Origin of the sequence: Bacteroides caecigallinarum (genome assembly GCF_016902295.1) — a bacterium.
Classification (GTDB): domain Bacteria; phylum Bacteroidota; class Bacteroidia; order Bacteroidales; family Bacteroidaceae; genus Phocaeicola; species Phocaeicola caecigallinarum_A.
Window position 1 is genome coordinate 1 of record NZ_JACJLQ010000141.1, and the last position, 615, is coordinate 615.

Here is a 615-nt window from a genome sequence, read left to right on the forward strand (position 1 = left end):
AGAACATATTATAAGCCTCACGATACTCTTTTATTATCCAGAAACCGTACAGCTTCGCCACAGCGTAAGGCGAATACGGATGAAACGGAGTATTCTCATTCTGAGGCACTTCCTCCACCTTTCCGTACAGCTCCGAAGTCGAAGCCTGATATATGCGGCAAGTATTCTCCAGATGATTGGTACGCACAGCCTCCAATATCCTCAACACCCCCACAGCATCCACATCAGCCGTAAACTCAGGAGCATCGAACGACACCTGCACATGGCTCTGTGCTGCCAGATTATATATCTCAGTAGGCTGAACCTTACCTACCAGTTTTACTAATGACATAGAGTCGCTCATATCCGCATAATGCAGATGGAAGTTAGGAACCCCCTCCAGATGAGCTATACGCTCACGATAGTCCACAGAACTTCTGCGTATTATCCCGTGTACCTCATATCCTTTATCCAATAGTAATTCACTCAAGTAACTGCCATCCTGACCCGTTACCCCCGTAATCAAAGCTATATTCTGCATATTAGTTTATGAGTTTTTAAGTTTTCGAGTTTGTTGATGTTTTTAAGTTTTTAGTTACCGTTCCGCTCTCATCGGATTATTCAGAAAATCCTCGT

Annotated in this window: 1 protein-coding gene; it reads right to left on the reverse strand. The window is 43.9% G+C overall.

Going from position 1 to position 615, the window contains the following annotated elements; genetic code table 11:
• Positions 1–520 (reverse strand): GDP-mannose 4,6-dehydratase (locus H6A27_RS14530; RefSeq protein ID WP_204509201.1); only part of this gene is annotated, 520 nt, incomplete at its 3' end.
• Positions 521–615: the final 95 nt, after the last annotated feature.